Source organism: Bifidobacterium sp. W8104 (genome assembly GCF_016100735.1).
GTDB classification, from domain to species: domain Bacteria; phylum Actinomycetota; class Actinomycetes; order Actinomycetales; family Bifidobacteriaceae; genus Bombiscardovia; species Bombiscardovia choladohabitans.
This window is the reverse complement of sequence record NZ_JACFRW010000001.1, coordinates 2031864-2055880: the sequence shown is the minus strand read 5'-3', so window position 1 is coordinate 2055880 and position 24017 is coordinate 2031864. Positions and strand designations below refer to the sequence as shown.

The 24017-nt window shown below is 59.3% G+C and carries 21 protein-coding genes, 1 tRNA gene and 3 pseudogenes; 18 read left to right on the top strand and 7 right to left on the bottom strand.

Translation table 11 applies throughout. From position 1 onward, the window contains the following. Positions 1–26 precede the first annotated feature (26 nt). The 13 genes from hisI to H3U89_RS08120 all read left to right on the top strand — a co-directional run bounded on the left by hisI (position 27) and on the right by H3U89_RS08120 (position 10211). A complete protein-coding gene (hisI, locus tag H3U89_RS08180; protein WP_198177830.1) occupies positions 27–440 on the top strand; it encodes a phosphoribosyl-AMP cyclohydrolase in 414 nt (137 codons plus the stop codon). Between the two features lie 64 nt (positions 441–504). Then, positions 505–2610 (top strand): tryptophan synthase subunit beta, encoded by a 2106-nt coding sequence (gene trpB / locus H3U89_RS08175; protein ID WP_198179549.1) that lies wholly within the window; start codon positions 505–507, stop codon positions 2608–2610. Then, positions 2610–3509, top strand: a complete 900-nt coding sequence (gene trpA / locus H3U89_RS08170) for a tryptophan synthase subunit alpha (protein WP_198179551.1) — start codon at positions 2610–2612, stop codon at positions 3507–3509. Before trpB ends, trpA begins: the two co-directional genes overlap by 1 nt. A 37-nt stretch (positions 3510–3546) precedes the next feature. Then, the gene (gene lgt / locus H3U89_RS08165; RefSeq protein WP_198179553.1) at positions 3547–4458 is read left to right on the top strand and encodes a prolipoprotein diacylglyceryl transferase; all 912 of its coding nucleotides are present in this window, start codon (positions 3547–3549) and stop codon (positions 4456–4458) included. A 90-nt stretch (positions 4459–4548) separates the two neighbouring features. Beyond that, positions 4549–5214 carry a ribulose-phosphate 3-epimerase gene (rpe, locus tag H3U89_RS08160; RefSeq protein WP_029678892.1) on the top strand — a complete coding sequence of 222 codons (666 nt, stop codon included), beginning with the start codon at positions 4549–4551 and terminating at the stop codon, positions 5212–5214. Positions 5215–5245: 31 nt separating this feature from the next. Beyond that, positions 5246–5509, top strand: coding sequence for a phosphoribosyl-ATP diphosphatase (locus tag H3U89_RS08155; RefSeq protein ID WP_046322855.1), 264 nt, complete (start codon positions 5246–5248; stop codon positions 5507–5509). A 50-nt stretch (positions 5510–5559) separates the two neighbouring features. Continuing rightward, positions 5560–6411: an ATP phosphoribosyltransferase gene (gene hisG, locus H3U89_RS08150; protein ID WP_198177825.1), complete on the top strand. Its 852-nt coding sequence runs from the start codon at positions 5560–5562 to the stop codon at positions 6409–6411. A gap of 4 nt (positions 6412–6415) precedes the next feature. After that, positions 6416–7030 (top strand): CDP-alcohol phosphatidyltransferase family protein, encoded by a 615-nt coding sequence (locus H3U89_RS08145; RefSeq protein ID WP_198179555.1) that lies wholly within the window; start codon positions 6416–6418, stop codon positions 7028–7030. After that, positions 7023–7979, top strand: a complete 957-nt coding sequence (locus H3U89_RS08140; protein ID WP_198179557.1) for a DUF881 domain-containing protein — start codon at positions 7023–7025, stop codon at positions 7977–7979. The genes H3U89_RS08145 and H3U89_RS08140 overlap by 8 nt, the downstream gene beginning before the upstream one ends. 1 nt (position 7980) lies before the next feature. Further along, positions 7981–8313: a small basic family protein gene (locus tag H3U89_RS08135; protein WP_015021764.1), complete on the top strand. Its 333-nt coding sequence runs from the start codon at positions 7981–7983 to the stop codon at positions 8311–8313. A 4-nt stretch (positions 8314–8317) separates the two neighbouring features. Continuing rightward, positions 8318–9151 carry a DUF881 domain-containing protein gene (locus H3U89_RS08130; RefSeq protein WP_198179559.1) on the top strand — a complete coding sequence of 278 codons (834 nt, stop codon included), beginning with the start codon at positions 8318–8320 and terminating at the stop codon, positions 9149–9151. 6 nt (positions 9152–9157) lie between these two features. After that, positions 9158–9601 (top strand): FHA domain-containing protein, encoded by a 444-nt coding sequence (locus H3U89_RS08125; protein WP_015021766.1) that lies wholly within the window; start codon positions 9158–9160, stop codon positions 9599–9601. Between the two features lie 13 nt (positions 9602–9614). After that, complete coding sequence (locus tag H3U89_RS08120; RefSeq protein WP_198179561.1) at positions 9615–10211, top strand: MerR family transcriptional regulator; 597 nt, start codon at positions 9615–9617, stop codon at positions 10209–10211. 271 nt (positions 10212–10482) lie between these two features. Here H3U89_RS08120 and H3U89_RS08115 read toward each other — a convergent pair whose 3' ends face one another. The 7 genes and pseudogenes from H3U89_RS08115 to H3U89_RS08090 form a co-directional block, all read right to left on the bottom strand. Further along, on the bottom strand, positions 10483–11214 hold the full coding sequence (locus H3U89_RS08115) for an HAD hydrolase-like protein (protein ID WP_198179563.1): 732 nt from the start codon (positions 11212–11214) through the stop codon (positions 10483–10485). Continuing rightward, positions 11207–11554 carry an RNA polymerase-binding protein RbpA gene (locus H3U89_RS08110; protein WP_045935333.1) on the bottom strand — a complete coding sequence of 116 codons (348 nt, stop codon included), beginning with the start codon at positions 11552–11554 and terminating at the stop codon, positions 11207–11209. The genes H3U89_RS08115 and H3U89_RS08110 overlap by 8 nt, the downstream gene beginning before the upstream one ends. Before the next feature lie 83 nt (positions 11555–11637). Then, positions 11638–14202, bottom strand: a complete 2565-nt coding sequence (locus H3U89_RS08105; RefSeq protein ID WP_198179565.1) for a DEAD/DEAH box helicase — start codon at positions 14200–14202, stop codon at positions 11638–11640. Positions 14203–14215: 13 nt separating this feature from the next. Next, positions 14216–14539, bottom strand: coding sequence for a hypothetical protein (locus tag H3U89_RS08100; protein WP_198179567.1), 324 nt, complete (start codon positions 14537–14539; stop codon positions 14216–14218). A 21-nt stretch (positions 14540–14560) separates the two neighbouring features. Then, positions 14561–15658: pseudogene (locus H3U89_RS08580) on the bottom strand (helix-turn-helix transcriptional regulator); the annotation flags it as partial. A gap of 74 nt (positions 15659–15732) precedes the next feature. Next, positions 15733–16516: pseudogene (locus H3U89_RS08575) on the bottom strand (helix-turn-helix transcriptional regulator); the annotation flags it as partial. A 143-nt stretch (positions 16517–16659) separates the two neighbouring features. Continuing rightward, a complete protein-coding gene (locus H3U89_RS08090; protein ID WP_198179571.1) occupies positions 16660–18090 on the bottom strand; it encodes a UTP--glucose-1-phosphate uridylyltransferase in 1431 nt (476 codons plus the stop codon). Between the two features lie 178 nt (positions 18091–18268). Here H3U89_RS08090 and H3U89_RS08085 point away from each other — a divergent pair. The 5 genes and pseudogenes from H3U89_RS08085 to H3U89_RS08425 all read left to right on the top strand — a co-directional run. Continuing rightward, a tRNA-Pro gene (locus H3U89_RS08085) sits at positions 18269–18342 on the top strand. A gap of 576 nt (positions 18343–18918) precedes the next feature. Further along, positions 18919–19155 carry a hypothetical protein gene (locus H3U89_RS08080; RefSeq protein ID WP_198179573.1) on the top strand — a complete coding sequence of 79 codons (237 nt, stop codon included), beginning with the start codon at positions 18919–18921 and terminating at the stop codon, positions 19153–19155. Between the two features lie 1186 nt (positions 19156–20341). Continuing rightward, positions 20342–21199 carry a glycosyltransferase gene (locus H3U89_RS08075; protein WP_198180537.1) on the top strand — a complete coding sequence of 286 codons (858 nt, stop codon included), beginning with the start codon at positions 20342–20344 and terminating at the stop codon, positions 21197–21199. 363 nt (positions 21200–21562) lie between these two features. Continuing rightward, complete coding sequence (locus H3U89_RS08070) at positions 21563–23320, top strand: ArnT family glycosyltransferase (RefSeq protein ID WP_332460536.1); 1758 nt, start codon at positions 21563–21565, stop codon at positions 23318–23320. Positions 23321–23335: 15 nt separating this feature from the next. After that, positions 23336–23614 (top strand): annotated as a pseudogene (locus tag H3U89_RS08425) (glycosyl transferase family 39); the annotation flags it as partial. Between the last annotated feature and the right edge of the window lie 403 nt (positions 23615–24017).

Here is a 24017-nt window from a genome sequence, read left to right as displayed (position 1 = left end):
CGAACAAATCAGGAGAACGAGGATCAATGTCACAGTCTTCGAAGGACCGGGAAGCACGTTTGGATCCGAGCATAGCGACCAGGCTCAAGAAGGATGCCAAGGGACTTGTGGCCGCTGTGGTCCAGCAGTATGACAGCCGTCAGGTGCTCATGGTCGGGTACATGGATGAGGAGGCCTTGAGACGGACCCTGACCACGGGTAGGGTCACCTTCTGGTCCCGCTCCAGGCAGGAATACTGGCGCAAGGGAGACACCTCCGGGCACGTCCAATACGTCAAGGGAGTCAGCATCGACTGCGACGGGGACGCGCTGCTTATCGAAGTAGACCAGGTGGGGGCGGCCTGCCACACCGGACACAGGTCGTGTTTCGAGGCCGGAGGACCCTTGCCGGCGGTGCAGGGCAACCGTACGCAGGCACAAATGCAGAGCGAGGAAGGGTAATCCAGTGCAGAAAGACGCTAAGGTTGTGGCAGGGAATATACAGGAAACTGGAGGGAAGGGCTCTATGACCGTCTTGGATGAACTGGTGGCCGGCGCCGTGGAGGATGCCAGGGGCCGGGTACAGAAGATTCCCTTGGAAAGCCTCAAGCAACAGGTCAGGAGTATGAAGCGCAAACCCCTTGATGCAGCCCGGCTGCTCAGGGAGAGCGTCGGCATTCCGATCATCGCGGAAATCAAGCGCGCCTCGCCCTCCAAGGGGTATCTTGCCGACATCAAAAATCCCGCCGCACTGGCCCGGCAGTATGCCAACGGGGGTGCCTCGGCCATATCGGTGCTGACCGAGGGCAGACGCTTCCTGGGGTCCTTGGAGGATCTGCGGCAGGTCAGGCAGGCCGTGGGCATTCCCGTGCTCAACAAGAATTTCATTGTCTCCGACTACCAGGTCTGGGAGTCCAGGGCCAATGGGGCCGATATGATCCTGTTGATTGTGGCGGCCTTGGATGACACCCGCCTCAAGCACCTGCTCGACCTGTCCGGGAGCCTGGGCATGACCGCTCTGGTCGAGACGCATGATCGACAGGAGATCGAGCGGGCCATTGCGGCCGGTGCCAGGGTGATCGGCATCAACGCTCGGAATCTGAAGGACCTGAGCGTCGACGTCGACCAGTATGCCCGGCTGGCCTCCAACCTGCCCAAGGACGTGGTGAAGGTGGCCGAGTCCGGAGTGTTCGGCACGGTCGAGCTTGAGCGGTACGCCCGGGCCGGGGCCGATGCGGTCCTGATAGGAGAAGGACTGGTCACCTCCCAGGACCGGGAGGGCACCGTCCGCTTGCTGGTTCAGGCCGGTCACCGCTTCAAGGCCGCCGAGGCCAGGCCCCTGTCGACCCATGACGGTCCCTATTTCGGCCCATATGGCGGACGTTTCGTACCCGAGGCCCTGGTTGGTGCCCTTGACGAGCTGGAGCGCGTCTACAAGGAGGCCAAGGCCGATCCGGCCTTCCGCGAGGAGTTGAACAGGCTCAACCGGGTCTATGTGGGGCGTCCCTCGGCTCTGACGCCGGCTCCCAGGTTCGCCAAGCTGATCAGCGATCGGGTCGGCGGCCAGGTCAGGGTATTCCTGAAGAGGGAGGATCTGAACCACACGGGCGCCCACAAGATCAACAACGCCCTGGGCCAAGGGCTCCTGGTCAAGCGTATGGGCAAGACCCGCGTCATCGCGGAGACCGGAGCCGGTCAGCACGGCGTGGCCACGGCTACGGTCTGCGCCCTCCTGGGCTTCAAGTGCCGGATCTACATGGGCCAGATCGACGCCCGCAGGCAGGCCCTGAACGTGGCCAGGATGCGGATGCTGGGAGCCGAAGTAGTGGAGGTGACCACCGGGACCAGAATTCTCAAGGACGCCATCAACGAGGCCCTGCGCGACTGGGTGACCAACGTGGAGTCCACCCACTACCTGCTGGGCACGGTGGCCGGCCCCCATCCCTTCCCGACCATAGTCAGGGACTTTCAGAAGATCATCGGCGAAGAGGCCTCCGCACAGCTTTCTGCATATGGCATCGACCATCCTGACGGGGTTGTGGCCTGCGTGGGCGGAGGCTCCAACGCCATCGGCATCATGAACACCTTCCTGGACGATCCCCGGGTCTCCCTCTACGCATACGAGGCCGGTGGAGACGGGCCCAGCTCGGGCAAGCACGCCATCCGCCTGTCGCCAGACACAGGACAGGTCGGCGTCTTCCAGGGGACCAAGTCCTATCTGCTGGAGGACGACCAGGGCCAGACCATGGATACCTACTCCATCTCCGCCGGCCTGGATTACGCCTCGGTGGGGCCCGAGCACGCCTGGTTGCACGACATGGGCCGGGTCAAGTACGACTATGCGACCGACAAGGAGGCCATGCAGGCTTTCAGCGACCTCTGCCGGACCGAAGGCATCATCCCTGCCCTGGAGTCCTCGCACGCCTTGGCAGGAGCCAGCAAGGCGGCCACGGACCTTCTGCGCAAGGGAATCAGGAATCCTGTCATTCTGATCAACATCTCGGGCAGGGGCGACAAGGATGTGGCCACGGCGGGCAGATGGTTCGGCTACCTGTCCGAGCAGGAGGCCAGCGCTCTGGAAGCCCAGGCAGGGCACAGCAAGAGCGATCAAGCAGAAGAGGAGGCCCGTTGATGGTCAACCAGCAATGGCAATGGCAGAAAGCCCCCGTCCAGCCGGTCCAGCCCGCACAGTCCAAGGGGTTCAGTCGCACGGCCAGCCCGGTGGCATCCACGCTGCAGGCCCTTCGCCAGCAGGGCAGGCCGGCCTTCATCGGCTACTTCCCCTACGGATTCCCCGATGTGCCCACATCCCTGGAAGCCATGCGGGTCATGGTGAAAAGCGGGGTCGACATCCTCGAGATCGGACTGCCCTACAGCGACCCGGTCATGGATGGTCCGGTCATCCAGGCGGCCAGCAAGTGCGCCATCGACAATGGCGTCAAGGTCGAGGGTGTCTTCGATGCGGTCCGCCAGGTCCAGGCGGACGGTGCAAGGGCTCTGGTCATGAGCTACTGGAATCTGATTCTGCATCACGGTGTAGCCGATTTTGCGCGGCGCATGGCCGAGGCCGGAGGGTCCGGGCTGGTCACCCCGGATCTGATCGTCGACGAATCCGGGGAATGGATAGAGCAGTCGGACCGCTATGGCCTTGACCGGGTCTATCTGGTCTCGCCCGACTCCACCGATGCACGTCTGCAGCTCACCTCCCGAGCCGCCAGGGGCTTCGTCTACGCGACCTCCCGGATGGGCGTGACCGGCGAACGAACCAGCATGTCCAACTCGGCCCGGAACCTGGTGGCGAGAGTCAGGCATGCGGGAGCTCCGTATGTGTGCGTGGGGATCGGGGTTTCGACCGCCCAGCAGGCCTCCCAGGTTGGCGCCTACGCGGATGGGGTCATCGTCGGCTCGGCCCTGGTGCATTGTCTTCTGAATGACGAGGGCAGGCCGCGGAAGGACCGCAGAAAGGCTTTGGAGGCCCTGGCCGAGATCTGCTCCGACCTGCGCTGGGGCATATCCCAGGCCAGGAAGTGAATGGGGCTGTAAGGCCCAGGGGCTAGATTGGAGCTTTATGACGCTTGCCTACATTCCATCGCCGGGAATATCCAGCTTCCAACTGGGGCCGGTCACCATCAGGTTCTATGCCCTGACCATGCTCCTGGCCATCATCGTGGCTGCCTGGATTACGGACAGGCGCTGGAAGAAGGAGGGTGGCCGGACCGACCAGATTCTGGACATCGCCATCTGCGCGGTACCGGCCGGCATAGTCGGCGCAAGGCTCTACCACGTCATCACCACTCCGGAACGCTACTTCGGAGCTGATGGCAACCCAGCGGACATCCTGCGCATCTGGCGTGGGGGTCTGGGCATCTGGGGTGCCGTCCTCCTGGGAGCCCTGGCGGCCTGGGCCTGGTGTCGTCACAAGAATTACCCGACGGCCCTGCTGGCCGACAGCGTGGCTCCGGCCCTTCTGGTTGCCCAGGCCATCGGGCGACTGGGCAACTGGTTCAATCAGGAGCTCTACGGGGCTCCCACCACGCTGCCCTGGGGTCTGAAGATCGATGCGGCAGGTTCCGCCATCGGCAGCAGCGAACAGTGCTACGACGGGTCCACCTGCCCGACCGGCACCCTCTTTCAGCCCACATTCCTATACGAGATGATCTGGAACCTGATCGGCGCGGCCCTCCTGGTCTGGATCGGCCACAAGGCGGTGAATGTGCTCAAGGCCGGATCCCTCTTCGCCCTCTATGTCATGTGGTACACCCTGGGGCGCACCTGGATCGAGGCCCTTCGCATCGACTTCGCCCACGAATTCCTTGGGGTCAGGATCAACGTCTGGGTTTCCATGACGGTCTTCTTCCTGGCGGCTGCGGCCTTCGTCCTCATAATGCGCAAGGGCAAGCCGACCTCCCTGCTGTCCGAAAAGCTGAGGACCATCACCGAGCTCGAGGTGCGTCAGGAATCCGAGGCCCGGAGCAAGTAGGACAGGGGTCGGCCACCCAGGGGTCGGAACCTTTGCAATTGAGCCACAAACCGGCGCCACCGGTCTTCCGTACAACATAGAATAATCTTTATGAGCATTCAGATAGCACCCAGCATTCTTTCCGCCGATTTCGCCAACTTGGAGCGGGATCTCAAGGCTATTGCCAATGCCGATATGGTCCATGTGGATGTGATGGACCACCATTTCGTTCCCAACCTGACGCTAGGCGAACCCGTAGTGGAGCGCATCTGCCAGGTGACCGACCTGCCGGTGGATGTGCATCTGATGATCGAGGACCCCGACCGTTGGGCCCCTGAATTCGCAAAGCTGGGTGTCGCCTCCGTCACCTTCCACACCGGAGCCGTCCATGCCCCGGTCCGTCTGGCCCGCCAGCTGCACGACATGGGGGTCAAGGCCTGCCTGGCCGTGCGCCCCGCCGAGCCTGTGGAGCCGATCTTCGATATTCTCGATGAGTTTGACATGATTCTGGTCATGACCGTGGAGCCGGGCTTCGGCGGCCAGAAGTTCCTGGACAATCAGATGCCCAAGACCCGCCGCCTGCGTGACCAGATCACCGCCCGCGGCCTGAAGACCCACATTCAGGTGGATGGCGGGGTAAGCCCCACCACGGCTCCCATAGTGGCAGAGGCTGGGGCCGATGTTCTGGTGGCGGGCTCTGCGGTCTACGGTGCTGACGACCCGGCCAAGGCCATTGACCAGATCAGGCAGGCCGCTCAGGTAAGCTACAAGGACTGACAGGTTTCGCAGGAAGAATGGAGATAGCCAGATGAAGACCTTCGACGGGTTGTTTGAGGAGCTGACGACCAAGGCCAAGGAGCGCCCGGAAGGATCCCTGACCGTTGACGAGCTGGACAAGGGCACGCATTTCATCGGCAAGAAGATCAATGAAGAGGCCGGAGAGACCTGGATCGCAGCTGAGTACGAGGGCAAGGAGCGGACCGCCGAGGAGATGAGCCAGCTGCTGTATCACATCCAGGTCATGATGATCGATCGGGGCATCACCCTGGAGGATGTCTACAGGTATCTGTGACCCCCGTTCCCATCCCGCTGTAGATTCGCTTCCGCAATTAGGAGGTTACCGTGTTGAAGGTCGCGGTGCCCAATAAAGGCATGTTGTCCCAGCCCGCATGGAGGCTGCTGTCAGAGTCCGGCTATCGTCTGCGTTCCAACGACCGGCAACTGGTGGTCGATGACGTCGACAACGACATCCAGCTCTTTTACTTAAGGCCCAACGACATAGCGGTCTATGTCGGCCTGGGAACCATCGATCTGGGCATCACCGGACGTGATCTTCTGCTCAACTCCGGTACCGGTGCCGTCGAGGTTACGCAGCTGGGATTCGGCGCTTCCACCTTCAGGTTCGCCGCTCCGGAGACCAGCTCCATCAGCACTTTGCCGGACGTGGACGGCAAGCGGATCGGCACCACCTTCGACCGGCTTCTTGAGGACTACCTGACCAGCAAGGGGCTCAAGGCCGAACTGATCCACCTGGACGGGGCGGTGGAGTCGTCGGTTCAGCTGGGAGTAGCCGACCTGATCGCCGATGTGGTCTCCACCGGCACCACCCTGCGCAACGCCGGGCTTCGGGTCTTCGGTGATCCCATTCTGAAGTCGGAGGGTATTCTCATCAGGTCGCCACGCCTGGATCCGAATGATGAACGGTTGGCGGTCATGTCCCGTAGGCTGGAGGGTGTGCTGACAGCCCGCCGCTATGTACTGATGGATTACGACATCCCGGTCGAGCGTGTAGCCATGGCTGTAGGCATCACGCCCGGGTACGAGTCCCCGACGGTCTCCTCCCTGCACGACAAGCAGTGGGCGGCTGTCAGGGCCATGGTCCCCAGGGACCAGGTGAACAACCTCATGGACCGGCTCTATGAGATTGGTGCGCGTGCCATCCTTGTAACAGCCCTTCAAGCTTCTAGAATGTAGTCGGATGGCACTGATCGATCGAATTTCACGCAGCAGGTACAGCCCTGAGCCGCGGTCCGTGATTCTCACGGTACCCAATGTGATCAGCATGCTCCGTATCCTGTCCATACCCCTTATTGCCTACCTGGTGGCCAATCGCCATTTGATCATCTCCCTGGTGGTCATGCTGATTTCGGCCCTGTCGGATGGGGTGGATGGGATCATTGCACGGAGGTTCAACCAGGTCAGCAAGCTGGGGCAGATCCTGGACCCGGTTGCCGATCGCCTGCTCATTCTCTGCTCCGTCCTTGCCCTGAGCATCGCCTCCATACTGCCCTGGTGGCTTCTGGCCCTGGTCGGTGCGAGGGATGTGCTCATGGGCCTGCTGGTTCTGGCGCTGGCCCAGCACGACTATGGCCCTCTGCCGGTCCATTTCGCGGGCAAGACCGGGACGGCCGTGCTCATGCTGGCCATACCTGCCCTGATCTTTGCGGATGTGGGCACTTCGGCCTTCTTCCGCTTCTTCCATCTTGTGGCTCTTGCAGCTGTCATCTGGGGTGTGGCGCTTTACTGGCTGGCGGGGCTGATCTACGCACGTCAAGGTATTGGGCTGCTTCGTCAGGACGGCCATCATGACTGAGCCACAGATGACACCTGAATCCTTCCCCGTGCCGCCCGACCGTGCCCTGATTCACCGCCGGGCGGCTTTTTCGCATTCCACCGCTGGTCTGGAACGTCACTATGTGGATCAGGAGAGCTCCGAGCCCGCCCAGGAGTCCATTCGTCGGCGCATGGCCGATGAGTCCCTGAGGCTGATCGATGATCTGACCAACCGTCCCATGGATCCCATGTTCGAGGATGCCCGCCTGCTGCCCGCTGAGCGCAGGTCGCCCCTGAGCGTCTGGGTGAACAGGATCCTGGTCTTCGTCATCTGTGTGCTGGTCGGCTTGGCGGGCACGGGCATAGTTCAGGTGTTGCACCGGGACCCACGTCAGAAGGTGCGCGAAAAGCTGATAACCCAGGTGGAAGCGGTCAGCAAGCGTGCCAACGACCTCAACGGGCAGATTTCCGACCTCAACGGCAATATCGACACACTGTCGGGTCAAGTGGGCGGCCAAGGCCAGAACAGCACCCAGACCGCCGACGATCTGACCAATGGCACCAGCAAGGTGCAGGGCCAGGGCATCGTCATCACCCTGGCCAACCCGATAGCCTCCAAGGATTCCCGGGACAACGCTGATCAGATCAAACTGGTCACGGACCAGGACCTGCAGTGGTTCCTGACCAAGCTCTGGTCTGCGGGAGCCGAGGCTATCGCCATCAACGGCAATAGAATAGGAACGCAGACCTCCGTGCGCACGGCCGGTCAGACCATCCTGGTGGGGACTGCCTCCATCGAGGCACCCTACAAGATCGAGGCCATCGGTGACCAGAGTGCTCTGTCTGATCTGATGGCTCGCAGCGATCTGCAGACTCGCCTGCGTGACCTGAAGAACGCGAACATCACCGTCAATGTGACCAAGCAGCGGCGCCTGAACCTGAACGCTGTAGGTCTGCCCAATCTGTCCTATGCCGGAAGGAGTCATTGACATGTCGGCAATTCTCGGCCTGATCCTAGGTGTGGTGGCGGGCATCTTCCTCAAGCCCGACATTCCCATCGTCCTGCAGCCCTACCTGCCCATCATGGTGGTGGCGGCCCTGGACGCGTTGATGGGCGCGGTCCGTTCCTACTTCGAGCGCAGCTTCTCGGACCGGGTCTTCGTGGTCTCCTTCATCTCCAACGTGATCACCGCCACTCTTCTGGTCTTCCTCGGCAACCAGCTGGGTGTGGGCTCCCAGCTGTCCACGGCCGTCATCGTGGTCCTGGGTATCCGCATCTTCTCCAACGTCTCCGCTATCCGACGGTTCATTTTCAAGGGGTGAGCACATGAGACACACCCTCAGGAAAAAGCGCGATGAACAGATGCCCGAGAGCATTCCGCCCAGGCGGCCTGGACGGGTCAGGGCTCCATCCGACGACACGCAGACCGGTGCTTTCCCGGTGGTTCGTCGGCGGCCTCTGCGCACACTCAACTCCAACGCCACCAGGGTCAGGCTGGTCACCAGCGTCCTGGTGGCCCTTATGTGCGCCCTGCTGGGCTTCGGGTACGCGGTCCAGGTGCGCAATAATCAGTCCTCCTACCAGAGCCTGTCCGAGGAAGAGCTGGTGCGGGTGCTGGACGAGACCAGCAACCAGGTAGACAAGCTGGAGGAGCGCAAGAGCCAGCTCAACCAGCAGCTGACCTCCATCAAGTCCGCCGCCGACAAGCAGAAGGAGGCCGCCCGCATCGCCCAGCAGAACGAACAGAGCAGCGGCATCCTGTCCGGACGGCTGCCGGCCCAGGGCAGGGGAGTGGTCGTAACGGTCACTGAGGACAGCGACCGCGTGGATGCCTCGACCATGTTCAACCTGATCGAGGAGTTGCGCAATGCCGGGGCTGAGGTCATATCCTTCAACGATGTCCGGGTTGTCACCAACACCTATCTGCTGGATACCCGCACCGGCCTGCAGTGCGACCACGCCAAGCTGCACAGCCCCTATGTCGTCAAGGCCATCGGGGATCCGGACAGCCTGCAGAATGCCATTCAGATAGCCGGGGGAGTGGGCTCGCGGATCAAGGTGCAATTCCATGCATCCGTATCAGTGGACCAGTCCGATAGTGTCAAAATCGACCAGGTTCGACGCGTGCAGGATTATCAGTATGCAAAGCCTGTAGAATAGGCAGTTATGACAGAACCTATTCCCACTGCGGGCGAGACGACCATCATCGGCATGCCGGCCCTGAATATTCCAGTCACCTCCAACGGTGACCGTCCACTGACCAAGGACGACCTGGAGACCATGGCCCGATTGCCTGAGGGTACAGCCCTACTGATCTCTACCAGGGGAGCGGTGTCGGGATCGCGCTATCTGCTGGACGAGGACCAGGTCAGCGTGGGGCGCGATCCGAAAGCGGACATTCTGTTGGACGACTCGACGGTCTCCCGTGCGCACGCCATTTTCGTGCGGACCGATCATGGCTTCCGTGTCGAGGACACGGGCAGTCTCAACGGCACCTATGTCAACCGTGAACGCGTGGACCAGGCCGACCTGCACAACGGCGATGAGATCATGATCGGCAAGTTCAGGCTGGTCTACTTCGATAATCGGGCAGTCATCTCCAAGAACTGACAGGGGGCTTGACATGGCCGAAGAAGCGCCGACCCTAGTCCAGGGTGAGCTCTTTTCGCCTGAGCAGGCCGAGGGCACGACCCGGGGCTACCGGGGCACGGTCGCGGCCAAGGTTGCCGGCATCACCTATCGGCAGCTGGATTATTGGGCTCGCAAACGGATTGTAGAGCCATCCATCAAGGCCTCGCACGGTTCAGGCTCACGTAGGCTTTATTCCTTCAAGGATGTGGTCATCCTGGCTGTCCTCAAGCGCCTCCTGGATGCCGGTGTCAACCTTGTCAACGCTACGAGCACTGTGGCTTATCTTGAGCGGCGGACCGTCGGTCAGCTTGAGCATGTGACCGTGGTCTGCGACGGTGAAGAGGTCACCGAATGTTCAAGCCCGGATCAGGTCTTCGCGCTGATGCAGTCCGGGCGTGCCGTGTTTGCTATCTCTGTGGGCGCAATCTGGCATCGGATGGATCTGGAATTGCAGACCTGCGATCATGTGGATTTGACTACCGGACAGCTGACCCCGGGACTGCCTGAGCGGCCCATCGATGAACTGACGGCCATGCGCCTGCGCCAGCGTCTGGAGCACCAGCATGAGCAACGTCAGCGGGCTGCATGAATCGACGAGGACAACATTGGCGAACAGCATATGGCGAGCTAAATAGGGGAGAAAAACAATAAGTAATTTGACATAACGTACATTATCGGCTTACTAGGTCATGATTTCGATTTTGCCGTTTTCCGGTGATTTTCCAGCGATTTCATGGTTTCTTTATTATGGTCGTTTCGGTGAAGTTGCAAGAGCATCGCTCACAATTATCAAGGGCCACCCGGGTGATCTCGGGTGGCCCCCTAAAGCATAAATGTGGTTCTATGCGGTTCTGGCCGACTCAGTGCTGGGTATGGTCGTTGTCGAAGTAATCATCGACAGCTTGGCACAGCTGGTCGACCTGCTCGATGATTCGGTAGCAGCCGTGAGATTCCAGTTCTCCGGGTTCGGCATAGCCCCAGCGGCATCCTAGGCAGTCCAGACCGGTTTCCAAGGCGCCATCGGCATCGGTCCAGCGGTCACCGACCATCAGGGCCCTGTCGCCGAGCTTTGCATTGCAACCGATCTTCTCAAGTGCGTAGGTGATGACCTGGGCCTTGGTAATCCTTGTGGAGTCCTTGCTTGCTCCATAGACACCATCTACCAGCGGCGTCAGCCCGAAGTGGTCACAGACCGGCAGAGCCTGATACTCGGGTTTACAGGTGGCTACAGCTATTGTCAGACCATGCTGACGCATACGACTCAGCTGTTCTGGAATACCGTCAAAGACCGTAGCGAGCAGGCGTCCAGGGACCTGGTGTCCTGGATGCTCCGGATCCTCGAAGGCTGCTATCCCGCTGTAATAACGCCGGTAGATTTGAACGCCCCTGTCGACGTCTTCCTCTCTGATGCCGTTGTGGCGTAAGGATACTTCGATAGCTGGTCCGATGAATCGTCGAAGCGCGCCCTCATCGGGCACAGGATGACCAAGCTCTTTGAAAGTTTGTATCACAGAGGCGATAATGCCGGGATGAGAAGCTGTCAGGGTGCCGTCCAGATCCAAGAGAACCAGGCGGCGCGGTGATTTACTCATAGTCGGGGAACCATCCTTCTCGGTGCATTTTCAGGCGCTTGTCCAGCACAGCCTTAAGCTCGTCTTCGGACCGACGCTCCAGCAGCATGTCCCAGTGGGTCCTGGTCGGCTTGCCGGTCTTGCCGGACTCCTGCTCGTCATGTCCTTCCAGGTGAGCGATCTGCCCGCAGCGGCACTCCCACTCCTGTGGCACTTCTGCACCCTCAGCCAGCGGCAGAATGGTCCGATGGCCCTTGGGGCAGATGTAGGCGACCTCGCTGCGTGCCGCGAAGTCCACATTCTGATCGGATTCCAGGGACTTCGCCCCAATGCTCATGCCGCGAAGACTGCGCTCTGCCATGATTCCTCCATACTCGTGTCCGTCCTGCTTCCAAGCTACAGAACAGTGTTGACCTGAAACTTATTCCCTGATTGGGCCCGTGTTCACTCCACGCCGGTGTAAGCCACAATGCCGCGATTGACCTGGTCGGCGGCGATGCTGGCAGTCCTGGCCAGGTGATGCCCTCCCCTGCCCAGGTAGGGTTCCACCTGGACGATCTGGGTGAGCACATCGGACAGGCGCTTGGCGTTGCGCACGAAGTCCCCCGCCGTCAGGTCGCTGTCGCGCAGGATGGTGGTCAGCGAGTCGCCACAGGCCCAGTCGTAGATGGTCGGCCCCAGGCCAAAGTCAAGTTCCGGGGGCAGTTCCAATCCGGCCTGATCGCAGCGTTCCTGCACCTGGGACCACTGACGCTTCATATCCTCCATGGCCTCAACCAGCCCGGGAGCCCGGTATCCGGCCCTCTCCCCCGGCTGCTCCCCTACCCCACGGCGGGATTCATAGACCAGTCCGGAGACTGCGGCCGCCAGCTCGGGGGGCTCCAGATCGTCGAGGATGCCCCGATCCAGAATCTCGGCAAGGCTCAGATCCTGCTCGCTGTAAATGCGCCGGAGCAGCTGGCCTTTCCTGGTCAGTCGGCAGTCGTCAGGGTCCACGGGACGGGTGTAGTGCAGGTCTGCCAGAATCTGGCAGATCCTGTCGAACTGGCGCGAGACTGACCCGGTTTTGGACTCGTACTGTTCACGGGTGCGTTGCAGCTCCTTGTCCATGCGGATCCACCGGTTCCCCCAGCGCAGGTGCTTGGGCAGGTCCGGGCACTGGCGGCAGGGATGGTTGCGCTCCTGCTCGCGCAGCTGGTCGATGTGCCGGTCAAGGTCACGGAATGCCCGGTCGCGGGCCTTCTCGCTGGTGAATCGTTGCCGCTTCAGGCGGCGGCGATCATTCTTCTGGGCCGAGGAGAGGGCTGAACGGATGCGCATGAACTCGATTAGATCGCCACGGCTGCACTGGGCGGCCTTCCGGTAGTCCTCCAGGCCGATGGTCAGGGTTTCGATGCGTTCCTCCAGCTCCGAGGCCGATCGATTGGCCTCCCACTGGGCAAAGGAATGGTCCAGGGTGTCCCGGGCACGCGTGTAGCTGGAGGAATTGAGCAGGTTGACGGCCATGTTGAAGGTAGGCCGGAAGCTGGAGTGCAGCGGGTAGACCCTCCTGCTGGATAGGGCTGCCATGGTCTTGGGGCTGAAGTCCCGGTGATCGACCACCACCACATGGCCGATGTCATCGATGCCGCGTCGGCCGGCCCGACCGGTCAGCTGGGTGAACTCACCGGGTGTCAGGGCCACATGCCCGGTGCCGTCGAACTTCTCCAGCTTCTCGACCACGACGCAGCGGGCGGGCATGTTGATGCCCAGGGCCAGGGTTTCGGTGGCGAAGACCACCTTGAGCAGCCCTAACTCGAACAAATGTTCGACTATCTGACGGAAGAGGGTGACTACGCCGGCGTGATGGGCGGCGAAGCCCTGCTCCAGAGCGAAGCGGAACTGGGAGAATCCCAACGCTTTGAGATCCTCCTTGCTGAGTTGCCCTGCTGCCATGGAGTCCACGATGTGCCGTATTCGGCGGGCCTCCTCGTCGGTGGTCAGCTGCAACCCCGCCCGAATGCACTGCTGGACGGCCTGGTCGCAGCCGGTGCGAGAGAAGATGAAGTAGATGCCGGGCAGCATGTCCATGAAGTCCAGCTCATCGACCACGTCGGCCCGGCTTGGACGGTACCGCTCCCCCATCCGCCGCTCCGGTCTGCCGCCTCGGCCATGGCGATGATGATGCCCCTTGTCGCGGGCCTGGATGCGCTCCTGTCCGGCCTTGTCCAACTGGGCCAGCCGGGAGACCAGACGCGGGTTGATTTTTGGTGTCTGCTTTCCAGATCCATCATGCCGATACAGGTCCAGGATCTCGGGCTCGGTATGCCTGTCGGCCTGGACCAGGACATGCTGCTCCAGCGGCACGGGTCTGCGCTCGGAGACCACCAGATGGGTGCGTCCACGCACCGAGGAGATCCAGTCGGAGAATTCCTCCACGTTGGACACGGTGGCAGACAACCCCACAATCCGGGTGGAGGCCGGAAGATGGATGATGACCTCCTCCCAGACGGGCCCCCGGAAGCGGTCGGCCAGATAGTGGACCTCGTCCAGAATCACGTACTTCAGGGCCGTCAGGGTGGAGGACCGTTCATAGAGCATGTTGCGCAGGACCTCGGTGGTCATGACCACGATGTCCGCCTCGGAGTTGATGGAGGTGTCGCCGGTCAGCAGACCCACCCGGTCCTCGCCATAGCGGTCGACCAGGTCATGGTATTTCTGGTTGCTCAGCGCCTTGATGGGGGTGGTGTAGAAGGTCTTGACGTTCTGCTCCTGGGCCAAAAATACTGCGAAATCGGCCACTATGGTCTTGCCGGCGCCGGTCGGAGCGGCCACCAGGACGTTGTCGCCATCCTCCAGGGCGGTGATGGCCTCCAGCTGGAAGTCATCCAGGGGGAAGGGCAGCTTGGACTGAAAGCGTGCCGGCGCCCCGGTCATGCGTTTGCGGTGACGACTGAAGCGGGCGTAGCGTTCCGCCGGCCCCGGTTCGGATGCTGATGAATCCTGTCCGTGGTGACGATGACCTGACATGTTCCTCCAAGAACTACCTATTGAACTGCTTCCACCGCAGCCAGATGCGGCCGTGGTTCCTTCTGCGCTGCTCCTTGCGCTCCAGCACCAGGGCATGGGCCTGGCTGTATCGCTCGGTTGACTGCGACAGGGGCAGCGCGAAGGCCGGACCTTTGGTCCTATCCGGTGCCTGGGACCGCCCAGCTGCCGGGGGTTGCGGCATGTGGCGGTTCAGATCGTCCGAGACCCGCCCTATGGAGCGGCTGGCTGCCATGGCGTGGCGGATGGCGTAGACGGCTCCCCCGATCAGCATGGCCAGCATGAAGATCACCAGAAGGATCCAGATCCATCCAGGCATGGGACTCCTCTCCGACCGGGACTAGTGCCGGTCCTGCTCCTTGTCGTGAGCGTCGCTGATGGTGATCTCGCGCTGGGCACGGGCCAGGATCATGGTGCGCAGGGTCTTGGGTGCCACTGCAGTGATGTGTTTGGCGTGGGCGATGCAGAAGGCCACGAACCAGGAGTCAGAGGAGACGGTCAAATGGACCTTCTGCCCGGATCCACAAGGCTCCACCGAAGCGCCCGGAAGGGACTTGATGTAGGGCAGATCCGGCCGGTCGGTGATGAAGACCGCAGCCGTGCCGTTGTCAAAGGACCACTTGCGTAGTTCGCTGACCGGCACATCCGGGAACTCCACCTTGTGGCCGGGCTTGACGATGGTCGCATGCTCGATTCTGGCGATTCGCAGAACCTGCCACTGTCGGTTGCGCCCGGTGCCATGCTTGAGGTGGCGGCTGGAATCAGAGGGGGCGTCCGCGGCCTCGGTGCCCTCTGCTGCATCGCCAATATCGGTCCAGGCGGCAACATAGTAGACGCCCTCATCCACGAAGATCTTGGCAGGGGCCACCACCTTGCGACGGGTGCGTCCGGCAGCGTCCGTGTACTCCATGTCCAGAAGTGATTCGGTCTTGATGGCCCGGCGGACCACCGAGAAACTCTTGGGCTCGGTCTCATACCCGGTAAGGGAGAGCCAGGGTGTCTCACCCGGTCCGACATGCGTGCGCAGGCGCTGGTAGAGTGACTCGGCCTGGCTGCGGGACTGCTCGGGCAGCAGGGGCGAATGGGCCAGGTAGTTGAGCGAAGCGGTCAGCATGCTCAGGTACTGGGGGGAAATGCCGGCCAGCCGCTCCAAGCCCAGTGAGTTGGTGGCCGAGACGATGCCGCTGTCGTCCAGCAGGGACCAGTCGATGTCGAAGAACTGGCTGCCGGCCATCTCCCCGTCGTCCGAGACCGTGGTCAGGGTGTTGATGTCCTTGTGGATGGTATTGACGTACTTGCGCAGCTCTTCCTTGCTGTTGGGGTGGCCGATGAAGCGATCGGCCAGCTCGGCCAGGGAGAATTCCTCGCCCAGGTGTGCGGACAGGAAGAGCATGAGCCGCAGTCGGCGGTCCACCTCGGACCCGGTCTGGAAGGAGGATGCGCTGGCTCGGCGGGCGTGGCGGAGGTCGGTATCGTCGTCGCTTAGGTCACTGGCGAAATGCTCGACGCTGGTCCGGGCGATCTCCGGGGAGATTACCGTTGCCGCGCCGGGGCTCTGCGACTCGTCGGCAAGCTTGAAGTGGGTGGCTGCATCCAAGCGTCGACGGAAGGCATCCGCGGCCTCCTGCGGGCTGACGATGGAGGCATCGGGGTGCTCCAGGACGAACATGGCCAAATCGTCCGAGTCGGCATATGCCACGTTCAGGTTCTCCCCGTCCACGTCCACCGTGGCAGCGAAGCGACGGGAATCGATGACCTTGACCAGGTTGTCGGGAATGCGCTGAGTACCCAGCCCAGGGGCTATGGAGTCCAGACCCAAACCAGGGATGGGCACCTGCGGCACTCGGGGCGTGGTGCGCGAGACCGGTCGGGTCGGCTCCTCGCAGGCCTCCTGGGACATGGCGATAGATCGTGCAAGGTAGTTGGCCGCAGCCAGCACCGGCATGTCCTCCTGATTGAAGTGCATGCGGATGCGGGGCTCATCCCCCAGCTGCAGACGGTAGGAGGCGAAATCCTGCCCCTCGGACTTGGAGGAATACTCGGGCTGACGGGATTCGATGGCTATGCCCATGGCCGCCAGCTTGGCCCGGTCACGTTGGAACTGCTTGGCGAAGGCTGCCTTGGCGGCCTGGTCGGCCAGCTCGCCGTAGGAGTCGGCATAGGCCTTGACCCGCTGCGCTATTTGCCGTGATGTAAGCCATTGCGGGAAAGCGGACGATAAGACGGCTAGGACATCGAGTTCGTGCTTGCCCCACTTATCCGAGAAACGCCGTCTTCCGTTCGTGCCTTCTGCCATCAGTCCTCGCGTATCGTTAAAATTTATGTATCAGTGCGCCTAACGCACGTCTACCTATCATAGATTGATTTTCAGGACCGTGGGAGCCAAACACCCAAATACGGTCCCTTTTCTTGACAGGCTGAACCCTGTTGCGCCTGGCCTTAGACCCACTCGTCCGGTTCGATACCCTGAGGTCCCACATACTGGCCGTTGGGCACGTATGAGGAGCGCCCTTGGTCGCTCAGATGGGCGTCCGCATACAGGGTCACATCCCTGCCGAAGGTCCAGTCTCCCTCGATGGTGACCGTGTTGGCAGCCGCCAGGCTGGGAACCCCGTAGGGGAAGCGCTCGTCGAAGTCGGCGATGTACTTGTAGTAGCGCTCATCCAGCTGGACATTGGGGAAATCGTAGTTGCCGTCCTCCATCTCATAGGAGTCGGTCAGATGGAAGCGGTCGGAGCGCATGATGAACAGGTCGTCGGTGGTCTTGACCGGCAGGAAGCGCATGCGGTCCACCTGCACGCAGATGGCCCCCTCGAAGAGCGTGGCGGCAGAGCCCATGGCGGTCTCCAGCTGCACCACGGGGCGGGTGGAAGGATCGGTGGGGTCGACGGTCTTCCGGTTCTCGATGATGGGCAGGGGCAGCACGCCGTTGTATTCAGTCAGCTTGTCGCGCAGGGCATCGACCCTGACCCAGATGCTGTTGGTGTTGAAGTAGGGGTGCTTGCGGATGGACATGGCCGAGCTGCGGTCATGCGGGTCCACCTGGGACATCTCCCGTAGGATGAGGCGTCCGCTGGCCTTGTCGATGACGATGTGGCCGCCCTTGCGATCAGCCTCGGTCCGCTTGGCCACCTCGATCATGAAGGGCGCTCCGGATTGGGCGAAATAGCCGGCCAGGGTCCTTGAAGGCCGGGCGCCCAGATTGTCGGAGTTGGAGATGAACAGGTAGTCGATCCCCTGCTCCTTGAGTGTGTCCAGCAGGCCGGTCTCCCAGATGGTCGAGAAGATGTCGCCGTGGCCGGGAGGGCACCATTCAAGGTCCGGCTTGGCTGGAAAGTCGACCGGACGGCCGGTGTCGGCGTCGATTTTGGGCTCGATGTGCTGAATGATTTCCATGGGCACGTCGTTCTGGACGAAGCGGCGGTCCTGCTTGACCACGCGCATGGTGTCGCGCGAGGTGCGGAAGGAGTTCATGAAGATCAGCGGCAGGGGCACCCCTAGGCGCTTGCGGGCCGTCAGCACCTGGCCCATGATGATGTCCAGGAAGCGCATCCGACGGGCCTTGTGGCGACGGATGGGCAACAGGGACTTGGCCTTTTCCAGGCCCATGGAGGTGCCCAGCCCACCGTTGAGCTTGATGAAGGCGGTGCGGGAGAATGCGTCCAGGGCCATGTCCATGTCCATGGTGTCGTGGATCTCTTTGGTGCGGGGCACGTCCTTGAGCGGCGTGATGTCCTTTTCGCGCACGCAGGCTTTGGCATCTCCTCGTTCCCAGGTTTCGTAAAGGTGCCTGAACTGGTTGATGGAGACTTCGCTCATGCCCTTGTCTCGCATCTTCGCGGCCGAAAGGTCGAAAACGTCTGTGCTCATGGAACCCCTTCCGGGCTGGGACGACTTGCGGCCGACGCGGGTTGCGCCGACCGTTCAGAATAATGATAGCAAGTCGATCATGTGCCCGGTCTGTCTGGACTGGTCTACCAGGACTCGCCGGACCGTTGTCGGCCCGGTGACGCTGTGCTACTATCTCTACTCGGTGCTGATGCACCGTCGGGCCGTAGCGCAGTTTGGTAGCGCACTTGACTGGGGGTCAAGGGGTCGCGGGTTCAAATCCCGCCGGCCCGACAAAGTTATACAAGTTGCCAAGGTTCTCGAAATTTAATGTCCTATTTGTTTTGCTCTGGTGACATATATGATAAAAACTGTATTTTTGATTATCCGCCTCTTCGGTATGACAAATTATGTGCTATGTATTCGTTAATGACGCGGGGCTCCTCACTTTCTTACAGGCATGCACATATATAAGGTATATAAATTAAGGTATATAGATAGAATTCTATTACGCTACACTTTAATATCGCTACGAGAGGTTTTATAGAGGCAAGCTTGGCAAAAGCTATATTTTCTTCGGTTGAAGAGATGACTTTCGTTCTGTTTGTTCTGTAATCTGAATAATCAATGTAAGTGACAGTATACAGAGAGCAAAAAAAAGAAAAACACAAATCCATACAAGATTTCCTTGCGACTCATCAAATTGGTTATAAAGGCTGGGGTGTTCGTCACTGTAATACCCAATCTGAATCTGCATGTATAATGTGACAACTAATCCCACAAGACTCATTACATTTATAAATATCGCGACGACCTTCATAAACACCTCTTTGAACTATGCTGCTCGCCAGGCCTGGAATCAAAGCGGTTGTGAGCGCTGGCATCGAGCGGGAACCGAAACGAACAGTGCCAAACGATCTGGGTCGCACATTGACAGTTGCTTTACCGCTCTTTTCGTCCTTCATGGGTTTCTTCTTTGATAAGCTCAAATCAGGACCGGTCGACCTGAATGAGCACCAGAATAATATAAAGCAAGCTTTACGTCAAGTCAATTTGACACCCATTATCTTGGTCTTGTTTACCAAGCGTCTTTTGTCGCCACATTGACAGTGGATCTCGAGACTGTTTTCGGTCTTACGGTCGTTGCGAAACCAGGCTGTTGGCGGAAAGCCATTCACAGCTATAAGCAAAAGATCTATCGTTCAAAACGAATTTGGGAACACCTTTGCTCCCTGTTATTGTAGAAATATTCATGGGTTCACGCGTCAACCAAAGAAGATGGATGTGTTCGCTTTAACCAAGACTCAATGCATGGAAGGTCTCGTGACTTCATAATGATCGGAAAATTGCTGTCTATACCGTTATATATAGGATTTTGTCTACTGCTGATAGTGGCTATTTCCTGGGCGATAGGAAGACCTTGGAAGGACGTTGTAACAAGTCCTTACACGATAATTGGTTTAACTTGCGGAACCATAACATATTGTGCCATTGTGTTTGGTGTACCCTGGCTGCGCAGAAAGCTTGACGGTAATTGATGGCGCAAGTGTTGCCGTACTTACGGTTTTGTCATGTTAATGACACAGGCGACTATTAAGATGCCAGCATGCTCGTCGTGTTGCCCGAGATACCTTTGTTGCTTGTAGTTTGCCTTTTTGTTTACTCTGAACTTGAGTGTCCGTTGAAGACACCTGTCGTCTTTTGTATCAGCAGAGGAAAGTCTGATCGCATTTGACTCTAGTTGTCATTAAACGCGCTTGCGACAATCGCCAATCTATAGCGTTGTTTTACGCTTTCAGCAGGACTTGATTTAGGCCTACGAAGTAGGTAAACCCAAGGATGCTTAACTATGCTATGCATTGCTCATATAATTATTGCTTCATTATTCTTTATGTTATAGATACAGCTTAAATGTGCATGACCGTGGCCTCTTCCTAAACGCAATACATAAGTTGGTTTCGGTTTAATCCCTGTAGCAAGCCAAGCAGAACTATGCTAATCGTTCTAAATAAACGATATTGACTGCTGCTATTTGGTGCAGCCATGTCAGCAAACATTGAGACATTCTCATGATTCTTTTTAAGGAGTCCAATCAGTTTATAAAGACAAGTTCGAGAAATATCCCAAGAAGCCGCTGTTTACTATGAGGCATGAACGCAACGAACATTCTCGAAAGAAACATTGCTGGGCAGCCCTATGTGCCTGACAGGTACTCCTTTGGCAACAGACAAATCCCACAAAGTGAGGTTGATTCGCCTGTCTTTTACGGCAGTCCAAACCGGTCGACGCCGATATTGTCATTCCCATATACAACGACGAGGTTCAGCTGGCTGACTCCGTGTCCACCTTATGCAGTTTTCTGGATCGTCACTCCAGAGATCTGGCACCCTTCAGCTGGAATATCGTGATTGCGGACAACGCCAGCACACACGCCAGTTGGCAGATTGCCAAGTCCTTGTGTGGCTGGTGCCCCAATCAGGTACGCGCTTTGCACCTCGCCAGAAAGGGCCGTGGGTACGCCCTGAAACAGGCCTGGCTCAGCTCCAGGGCGGCAGTCATGGCATATATGGATGTTGATCTATCCACCGACATCGGTTCTACGGGCAGCCTCATTCTTCCCCTGCTCCAGGGCGGTGCTGACATCGCCCTTGGCTCGCGTCTGTTGCCGCAATCTCGGGTCACCCGCTCCCCCAAACGTGAATTCATTTCGCGCACCTACAACCTCATGCCCCGCTCATATCTGGCCGTTTCCTTTCATGATGCTCAATGCGGTTTCAAGGCCATTACTGCTCAGGCTGCACATGTCCTGCTGCCGCAGGTGAAGGATGACGAGTGGTTCTTCGATACGGAGCTGCTTGTGCGAGCCCAGCAGGCAGGGATGACCATGCTGGAGCTTCCTGTCTGCTGGGTGGAGGATGCCGGCTCGACGGTCGACATTCCAGACACGGTAAAGAAGGATTTGGAGGGCATGCATCGGGTCAGGGAGGGTATGGAGGCCCGAGCGGTCGAGGAGCTTCGCGTCGACCTGGACTCCCCTGCCGTCTGGGATCAGATCCGACAGCATGAGTTGCGCGGATCCCTCTTGCCTGCCAAAGAGGAGGATTCGCATTCACGTATGAAGGATCCAGGCAAAGAAGCTGCCGCTTGCTGAGCGGCTGACAGCAAACGAAATTTCATACAGAAAGAGCAAACTTCACCTATCATGAACGCTTCACTGGCTTCTAACAGCAGCTATGGCTTCTCCCCGCATTCACAGACTTTCAATCCGCCACGATCAACAAGCGTAGACACAGTCGCTGAGGAGCACACCTCCCGCGCGTATATTCTGCCCCGACGGACTTGTGGAGACTGGGTGGCACTGGGTGTCATGCTGCTTGCGGCATGCTCAATATTCTTCATCAACCTTACGGCTTCTGGATACGCCAACGAGTTTTATTCGGCTGCAGCCCAGGCTGGCTCGGTCAGCTGAAAGGCCTTTCTCTGGGGGTCCCTGGACTCAGGGAACGCCATCACTGTGGACAAGCCGCCGGCAGCCCTCTGGCTGATGGCGCTTTCCGTGCGCATCTTTGGTCTGAATTCCTTTGCCATCCTCCTACCGGAAGCTCTGATGGGGGTTGCGACCACCTACCTGCTCTATGCCACCGTGCGCCGGTACTGGGGCAACTGGGCGGGCATTGTCACCGGATTCATTTTCATAATCACTCCGGTAGCTGCGCTCATGTTTCGCTTCAACAACCCCGATGCCTTGCTGGTGTTATTGATGACTGGTGCCACTCACGCGCTCCTCAGGTCTCTGGAGTATGCCAACCATCCTTCTGGCAATCGAAAGCGCACATGGTGGATGGTCCTGGCCGGTGCTTTGATCGGATTCGGCTTCCTTACCAAACAACTGCAGGTGCTGCTCGTACTGCCTAGTTTTGCCCTGGCTTTTCTTCTGGCGTCGCCAACAGGCATGGTTCGTCGCATCCTGGATTCACTGGCTGCCATTGGTTCCATGATCGTCACCGCTGGCTGGTGGGTTCTGCTGACGGTCGTCGTGCCTGCCAGCGACAGACCTTATATAGGTGGCTCCCAGCGAAACTCCTTCCTTGAGCTCACCTTTGGCTACAACGGTTTTGGACGCTTGACCGGCAGCGAAGAAGAATCCGTCATACCCGGCCACGGCCATGAGAGAGGCGACATGCCGGCTGGTGGCGGTCGTGGTGGTGGCAAGTGGGGCCAGACTGGCCTTAACCGTCTGTTCAGCGGCGAGTTCGGTACGCAGATTTCCTGGCTGGCTCCTTTGGCTTTCGCGGGCATTGTCATCAGCTTGCTGGTTATCGGCAGAGCTGCCCGTACTGATGTGCGCAGGGCCAGCGTCATTGCTTTAGGAGGTTGGCTGACCGTCACCTGGCTCGTTTTCAGCTTTATGACCGGCATTTTCCACCAGTATTACACCGTGGCTCTGGCTCCAGCCCTGGCTGCCTTGGTGGCCATCGGCGCATTCAGTCTGTGGATTGCCCGGGACAAGCGCTGGGCCAGGATCGTCACGCCGATTCTTGTCGCCTTCACGGCCTTCTGGGATTTCAGCCTGGCAGGTCGCTTCCAGTGGCTCCCCTGGCTCAAGTGGGCCATTCTCATAATCGGTCTCATGGGCGCCCTCGGTTTTGCCCTGGCTGGACTCTTGCGAATACGACAACTCGCTCTTGTAGCCCTCATTGTCTCAATCATAGGGCTTATGGCTGGCCCTGCTGCATGGACGCTGTACACCGTATCCCAAGGACACATGGGATCAATCGTCCTGGCCGGACCCGGCCTGACTTCAGGGAATATGGGTAGCGGCCCCGGTGGTATGTCCGGAGGTGCTTCTGGTGGCGGTCGGCCTGGTGGTGGTCAGGGAGGAGGCATAGCACCTGGCAATATGCAACAGCAAGGTAAGCCTGGATGTGACGGCGGCCACATGGGCTCATATCACATGGGCCAAGACCCGATGAATCAGCAGGGTCAGTCACGCAAGCAGGGCCAAATACCTGGTGGCGGTTCGAATAGTCAACAGGCTCCCAGCATGGGTTCTCAAGGACCAGGTCCAATGGGCCAGGATCTCTCGGGGCCACAAGGAGAATCCAGCACTTCGGGCGCGCCCTCCATGCGTTCACAGCGCAGGGGCAAATCTGGATTCCATGGGGGATCAGAAGGAGGAAGGATGAAAGGAGGAGGAGGTCTGCTTGGTGGAGGCCGGTCCAGTTCCAAGGTCGTCGCCATGCTGGAAAAGTCATCCGACTCCTACCGATAGTCCGCGGCCACGACAGGATCCCAGCAGGCGGCGGGCTATCAGCTGGCCTCTCAAAAGCCGGTTATGGCCATTGGCGGGTTCAATGGTTCCGACCCCTACCCCAGCTTGGAACAGTTCAAGCAGTACGTGAAGGATAAGCAGATTCATTACTACATAGCTGGTGAGATGGGTGGCCATCAGATGGGAGGTTCCGACACTGCCACGCAAATCTCACAGTGGGTGGCCAAGCACTATACCGCAACCACGGTTGACGGCGTCACTGTGTATGATCTGAGCCAGCAGCAGGCCAGCTGAGCGCAAAGAGGGCCGAACTATCCAAAAGCTACTCCCTCCGTTTGCGGTTACAGGATAAAGACGAGACGAGCTACTGACTTCTAATTTGTCGGTTGCGAGTAGTTTCCTCGTTTGCGCGTTGAAAAAGTGCAAAGCAGCTAAGAGCTAAGCAGTGAGTGGATTGGAACTATCCCAGCCCGCTCATTTCTTATTGATCAATACAGGATGGTATTTGTGTCCGATTAGAGCAAGACTAGTTATTGCAGACCAAGGCACTTCAGGTCAAACTCAATAGCGTTATTGATTTCATTACGCTGGTCTGCGTTGCATTGGTTTGCATTGCACGGTAGTAGATAATCCTTACAAATGGAAGGATTTCTAAGTGTGTTCCCCGCATCCGCGGGGATGATCCTCCCTGTCGAAG